At 67.4% G+C, this 5722-nt stretch carries 7 protein-coding genes and 1 pseudogene; 6 read left to right on the plus strand and 2 right to left on the minus strand.

Features of this window, described 5'->3' with window-relative positions:
* Positions 1–1050 (plus strand): aminotransferase class III-fold pyridoxal phosphate-dependent enzyme (locus tag JOY90_RS30975; RefSeq protein WP_291694901.1); only part of this gene is annotated, 1050 nt, incomplete at its 5' end.
* A gap of 78 nt (positions 1051–1128) precedes the next feature.
* Here the strand turns inward: JOY90_RS30975 and JOY90_RS30980 are convergent.
* Entirely contained in the window at positions 1129–1314 is a 186-nt protein-coding gene (locus JOY90_RS30980) for a hypothetical protein (protein WP_291694902.1), read from the minus strand.
* 1 nt (position 1315) lies between these two features.
* A complete protein-coding gene (locus JOY90_RS30985; protein WP_291694903.1) occupies positions 1316–1588 on the minus strand; it encodes a hypothetical protein in 273 nt (90 codons plus the stop codon).
* Between JOY90_RS30985 and JOY90_RS30990 the strand changes: the two genes are divergently transcribed.
* The 5 genes and pseudogenes from JOY90_RS30990 to JOY90_RS31010 all read left to right on the plus strand — a co-directional run.
* A complete protein-coding gene (locus JOY90_RS30990) occupies positions 1572–2090 on the plus strand; it encodes an SDR family oxidoreductase (protein ID WP_367277013.1) in 519 nt (172 codons plus the stop codon). The two genes, JOY90_RS30985 and JOY90_RS30990, sit on opposite strands and share 17 nt — an antisense overlap.
* A 101-nt stretch (positions 2091–2191) precedes the next feature.
* Complete coding sequence (locus JOY90_RS30995; protein ID WP_291694904.1) at positions 2192–2788, plus strand: phage holin family protein; 597 nt, start codon at positions 2192–2194, stop codon at positions 2786–2788.
* The gene (locus JOY90_RS31000; protein ID WP_291694905.1) at positions 2788–3810 is read left to right on the plus strand and encodes a YihY/virulence factor BrkB family protein; all 1023 of its coding nucleotides are present in this window, start codon (positions 2788–2790) and stop codon (positions 3808–3810) included. The genes JOY90_RS30995 and JOY90_RS31000 overlap by 1 nt, the downstream gene beginning before the upstream one ends.
* Positions 3811–3916: 106 nt before the next feature.
* A complete protein-coding gene (locus JOY90_RS31005; protein ID WP_291694906.1) occupies positions 3917–5401 on the plus strand; it encodes an EAL domain-containing protein in 1485 nt (494 codons plus the stop codon).
* A gap of 16 nt (positions 5402–5417) precedes the next feature.
* Positions 5418–5722: pseudogene (locus JOY90_RS31010) on the plus strand (TIGR01459 family HAD-type hydrolase); the annotation flags it as partial.

Below are 5722 nucleotides of genomic sequence, written 5' to 3' on the forward strand. Positions count from 1 at the left end.
GCAAGCCGGATTGCCGACCTCGCTCCGAAGGGGCTCGACCACGTCTTCTTCTGCAACTCCGGTTCCGAGGCGGCCGACACCGCGCTCAAGATCGCGCTCGCCTATCACCAGATCAATGGCCAGGGCTCCCGCACCCGCCTGATTGGACGGGTCCGCGGCTATCACGGCGTTGGTTTCGGAGGCACCGCGGTCGGCGGCATCGTCAACAACCGCAAGATCTTCGGCTCGCTGCTGTCGGGCGTCGACCATCTGCCGGCGACCTATGACCGCGAGAAGCAGGCCTTCTCCAAGGGCGAGCCGGAATACGGCGCGCACTTCGCCGACGAGCTCGAGAACCTCGTCAACCTGCACGGCGCCAACACCATCGCGGCCGTGATCGTCGAGCCGATGGCGGGATCGACCGGCGTGCTGCCGGCGCCGAAGGGCTATCTGAAGAAGCTGCGCGAGATCACCCAGAAGCACGGCATCCTCTTGATCTTCGACGAGGTCATCACCGGCTATGGCCGGCTCGGCCATGCTTTCGCCGCCGAGCGCTACGGCGTGCTGCCCGACATGATCACCTTCGCCAAGGGCGTCACCAATGGCGCGGCGCCCATGGGCGGCGTAATCGTGCGCGACACCATCCACGACGCCTTCATGAGCGGTCCGGAGCACATGGTGGAGTTCACCCATGGCTACACCTATTCGGCGCATCCGCTCGCCTGTGCGGCCGGGCTCGCCACGCTCGACATCTATCGCGACGAGAAGCTGTTCGAGCGGGCCAACAAGCTCGAGCCGAAATTCGCCGACGCGGTGATGACGCTGAAGGGCCAACCCAACGTCGTCGACATCCGCACGGTGGGGCTGACCGCCGGCATCGACCTCGCCCCGAAACCGGAAGCGGTCGGCAAGCGCGGCTATGAAGCCATGACCAGCGCCTTCCACGACAACGACCTGATGCTGCGCATCGCCGGCGACACGCTGGCGCTGACGCCGCCCTTGATCATCAGCGAGGACCAGATCGGCGAAATCGTGGACAAGGTCGGCAAGGTGATCCGCGCGGTGGCGTGAGGCTTGCCGCCGCTTTTGGAGCGGTCGGTGTGGCGGGCGAAAGATGCGGACGCCACCCGGCCAAGCGCCGCTAAATCTCTAGGTCTTCGTCGAGGTACCCTGCGCCTGCGCTTTTTTGCGCTTCACCTCCTGCGCCTCGTACCTGGCCTTGAGGACAGGATCGCCGGTGGCGCCGGCGACTTCGTCCGGGCGGCCGCCGTCCAGGCCCGGTGCAGCCGTCACGGCCTCCGCGCCGGCCCACGGGAAAACGGCGTCGAATAGCATCTTATGCGTTTTGCAGCACGTCACCATAGGTGAGAGAGGGTCGTCCCTTGATTTGGGCGAGCGCCGCGTCGATGCCTGTCAGAAAGGAATTGTGCTGAAGGCGCTGAACGATTTCGGGATCCTTCGCCTTTGCGACATTGCGCAAGTAGCCGCGCGTTGCGAAATCCCCGAGGCGCTGGTCGGGATCGAGGGTGCGCAGGTGCTGCATCGCCTCCTCCGCCTGCGCGGTGCGTGCGGCGAGCGCGTGACAGGTCGCGATGACGGCGACCACCATCAGGAAGCTCGGCAGGTTCGTGAACGCCTGTTCCGCCCAGAGCGAGGCGGCGTCGCCGGACAGCGGTTATCTCAGGGCCAAGCTGGCGCAGGAGAAACTGATCAAGGGCTCCGGGATCCCTTACACGATCCTGCGCGCCACGCAGTTCTTCGAATTCTCCGGGAGCATCATCGAAGCCGGCGCCAGCGGCGATGTCATCCGCCTGCCATCGGCGCAATATCAGCCGATCGCATCGGCCGATGTCGCCGCGGCGCTGGCCGATCTCGCGCTGCAAGCTCCGCTGAACGGGACCGTGGAACTGGGTGGTCCCGAGCGCATCGCCTTCGATGTGATGGCACGCCGATTTCTCGCCGCGCATGGTGATCGCCGCAGGGTCGTCGGTGACGCCCAGGCGCGCTATTTCGGCACCCAGCTCGATGACAGCTCGCTGACCGCCGGCAGCCAGGCGCGCATCGGGGTCACCCGTTTCGACGACTGGCTCGCCCGCGCAGCTGCGGCCTAGGACGAAGGATTCGAAGGTCGGGTCAGTCCTGGAACCTTCAAAACCCGACCACGTTCATCCCAGACCCGGGACATCCGGCCCCGGGCTGCGGAGGATGCGTCATGCTCGCGCCATCGGGGGACCTGCTGCGCACGGGCCTCGGGATCAAGATCAACCAGGTCAAGCGGGCGACGCGCTCCTACATCCGCGATCGCGCCAGCCAGGCGACCGAGAACATCACCTCTCACATCGTCGCAATCGGGTTGTTCGCGACGGCGGGAATCTTCCTGATCGCCGCCTGCCTGGTCGGCATCACGGCGCTGTTCGATTTCGTCGAGATCAATTACGGACTGTTCCCCGCCTTCGGCGTAGTTGGCGCCTTGCTGATCGTGATCGCCATGATCCTGGCCGGCCTCGCCAGCGCCCGGTTGCGGCGCAAACCGCGGCAGTTTCCATCGCTGTCGAGCCGGTTGCGCGTCGCCGTCAAGGCGAGCCCTCTCAAGGCCGATGACGCCGACGCCGACGCCGATACGGCAGCCGCGATCCTGACGGCGTCGTCGGTGCCGCCACGAACGCAACGCGGCATGCAGATCCGACGCGAGCGGCGCGGCGGCGCGCTGTCGATCGGCCTGGTCGCTGCGGCGGCGCTGGCGGGCGTTGCGCTGGCGCGCCGCCGCCCGGCGCGGACGCCGCCGCGCAAAACGAACACGGCCGGCTGATGTCCAGCCCACGATCTCTCGGGAATGGCTGGCTGCTGCTGGCCACGGCTGCGCTCCTCGTGTTGCTGTCGCAGCGGCAGAGGCACACGCTCGCCGTGACGAGGCCGGCCTCCCCCCTCCCCACGGCCGATCCCGACGTTCCGGCCGCCGCGCCGCGCGGACCCTCCGCCAGCTCGCCGCTGCAGATCCCCTCACGTGGCTGGAAAGACGTGCTGTGGCGCACCCTTCAGCGCACCAACGACGACCGCCTGCTGGCCAATGCCGGCGGCGTGGTGTTTTTCGGCCTGCTCGCGATATTCCCGGCAATCACCGCGCTGGTGTCGTCCTACGGGCTGTTCGCGGACAATTCCACCATCGCCGCCAATCTCGAGAGGCTGGCGCTGATGCTGCCGGCAGGCTCGTTCCAGATCGTGCAGGACCAGGTCGCCCGCGTGCTGGCCAAAGGCAACACCTCGCTCGGCATCACGTTTCTGCTGGGGCTGCTGTTTGCCATATGGAGTGCGAATTCAGGCGTCAAGTCGGTCATCGACGCGCTGAATGCCGCCTATGAGGAGCGCGAGACACGGAGCTTCGTCCGCTTGAACCTGGTGGCGCTGGCGCTCACCACCGGCGCCCTGGTCGCCATCATGGTGATGATCAGCGCCGTGGTTGCATTCCCGCTCGCCCTCGACCGGATCGGGCTCGCGCCCGACAGCCAGCTCATCCTGGGCCTGCTGCGATGGCCTATTCTGTTCATCGTGCTTCTGGTCGCGCTCGGCGTGCTGTACCGGTTCGGGCCGAGCCGGTGCCCGCCGCGCTGGCGCTGGTTCAGCGTCGGCGCGATCACCGCCGTGCTGCTCTGGATCGCGGGCTCGGCGCTGCTGTCCTGGTATCTCGCCAATTTCGGCAACTACGACGCGACCTACGGCTCGCTCGGCGCCGCCATCGGCCTGATGACGTGGATGTGGATGTCCGCCATCGTCGTGCTGTTCGGCGCCGAGCTGAACTCCGAGATCGAGCGCCAGGCGGCCGCGTTGCGCTGAACACGCGAATGCACGCGCAGGTTCCTGGCGTGTCCGAAGAATCACTGGCTCCTCGAATCAGCATTGGTGCTAAGGTTGCGTGCTCCTACGAGGTGTCGCGCGACCTATGATCCGTATCTCGACGATTTTCATCGCCATCTGCATGGTGCTGGTCGCAGCATCGCTTGGCCTGATCCTCTACTCCGTCGCCGGTATCAACGGACCGGAATCCGCGATCGTGGCGCTGACCGCGCTGACCTTCCTGATCCTCTACAACGCGGTCTCGATGCGGCTGCGCGACCGCACCGACGTCGGCAGCCAGATCGCGGACCTGTCGCGCGGCACCGCTGACCTCGCCCGTCAGGTCGCCGAGTTCGGCCGCCGGCTCGCCGCCGTCGAGGGGCGCGTGGCTTCGGCGAATTCGACGGGCGCCGACCGCCTGCAGACCGTGGTCAACGAGATCGGCGAGCTCGGCGGGCTGGTGAGACAGCTCGCAGGCTCGGTCGCGACCCACGAGGACCTGCTTGCGGCTCTGCAGACCAGCGTGCCCGCCCTTCCCGAAGGCGGCCCACCGCGGACCGAGGCCAAGCCGCAAGTGCCCATCGCCTCCGACGACAAGCCCGCGGCTTCGGCGCAGGCGCCCGTCGCGCTTGCCGCGATGCCGGCATCTCCCGCCCCGGCCCCTGCGTCGCAGGTGCCCTCGATCGAAACCGCTTCCTCGCGCAGCCAGACGCAATTGCTCGCGGCCCTGCGCGGCGCGATCGAGGAGAATCGCATCGACATCTACCTGCAGCCGATGGTGACGCTGCCGCAGCGCAAGGTGCGCTCCTACGAGGCGGTGACGCGGATGCGCGATGACAGGGACCAGGTCATCGCCGCCGAAGACTTCATCGGCACCGCCGAGACCGCCGGCCTGATCGGGCGGATCGACCACATGCTGATGCTGCGCTGCGTGCAGGTGCTGCGCCGGCTGATGGTCCGCAACAAGGAGGTCGGGGTGTTCTGCAACGTCTCGGCCGCCACGCTCGGCAACAGCGCGATCTTCTCGCAATGCCTGGATTTCCTCGAGGCCAACCGTGCGCTGGCGCCCTCGCTGGTGCTCGAGTTCAAGCAGGCGACATTCCGCAACCTCGGCCCGACCGAGATCGAGCATCTGGCCAGCCTGGCGCAGCGCGGCTATCGCTTCTCCATCGACCACGTCACTGACCTGAGGTTCGAGCCGCGCGAGCTCGCCGACCGCGGCGTCCGCTTCATCAAGATCCCCGCCGAGCTGCTGCTCGACCCGAAACAGGCTTCGACCTCGGATATCCACCCCTCCGACCTTTCGGATCTGCTCGGCCGTTTCGGCATCGATCTGGTTGCCGAGCGCATCGAGGGGGAGCGTTCGGTGGTCGACCTGCTCGACTACGACGTGCGATTCGGCCAGGGCTTCCTGTTCGCGCCGCCGCGGCCGTTGCGTCCGGAGGGCGCGGCGGCGAATGGCGGCCCGGACGCCGGCGGTGCGAATGGCAATGCCAAGGGCGTGCCGGCCGAGGCCAACGTCATCGAGCCTCCGCCGCAACGGATGACCGGCACCGCCGCGCTGGCGCGGCGCGCCGCGGGCCCGGGCTAGGCGGTACGGTCGGCTCATGACCACCTTGCGCGTTATCGAACGGTTGCGCGATCTCATTGACGGCACCGAGGTGGTGCTGTCCGACATCTGGGGCGTGGTTCACAACGGGTTGGAGGCCTTCCCGGAAGCCTGCGAGGCGCTGCATCGCTTTCGCGGCCGGGGCGGCACCGTCATCCTCATCACCAATGCCCCGCGGCCCGCCGAATCGGTGCAGCAGCAGTTGCGCAAATTCGGCGTCGCCGACGACGCCTATGATGCCATCGTCAGCTCCGGCGACCTGACCCGGCTCTATGTCGCCGGACATCCCGGCCGCAAGCTGCA

It is taken from the genome of Bradyrhizobium sp., assembly GCF_019242285.1.
In the GTDB taxonomy this organism is placed as follows: Bacteria; Pseudomonadota; Alphaproteobacteria; order Rhizobiales; family Xanthobacteraceae; genus Bradyrhizobium.

Coding starts and splice junctions, on each gene's coding strand:
- JOY90_RS30980 (WP_291694902.1), bottom strand. CDS start 1,314: ATGCTATTCGACGCCGTTTTCCCGTGGGCCGGCGCGGAGGCCGTGACG.
- JOY90_RS30990 (WP_367277013.1), top strand. CDS start 1,572: ATGACGGCGACCACCATCAGGAAGCTCGGCAGGTTCGTGAACGCCTGT.
- JOY90_RS30985 (WP_291694903.1), bottom strand. CDS start 1,588: ATGGTGGTCGCCGTCATCGCGACCTGTCACGCGCTCGCCGCACGCACC.
- JOY90_RS30995 (WP_291694904.1), top strand. CDS start 2,192: ATGCTCGCGCCATCGGGGGACCTGCTGCGCACGGGCCTCGGGATCAAG.
- JOY90_RS31000 (WP_291694905.1), top strand. CDS start 2,788: ATGTCCAGCCCACGATCTCTCGGGAATGGCTGGCTGCTGCTGGCCACG.
- JOY90_RS31005 (WP_291694906.1), top strand. CDS start 3,917: ATGATCCGTATCTCGACGATTTTCATCGCCATCTGCATGGTGCTGGTC.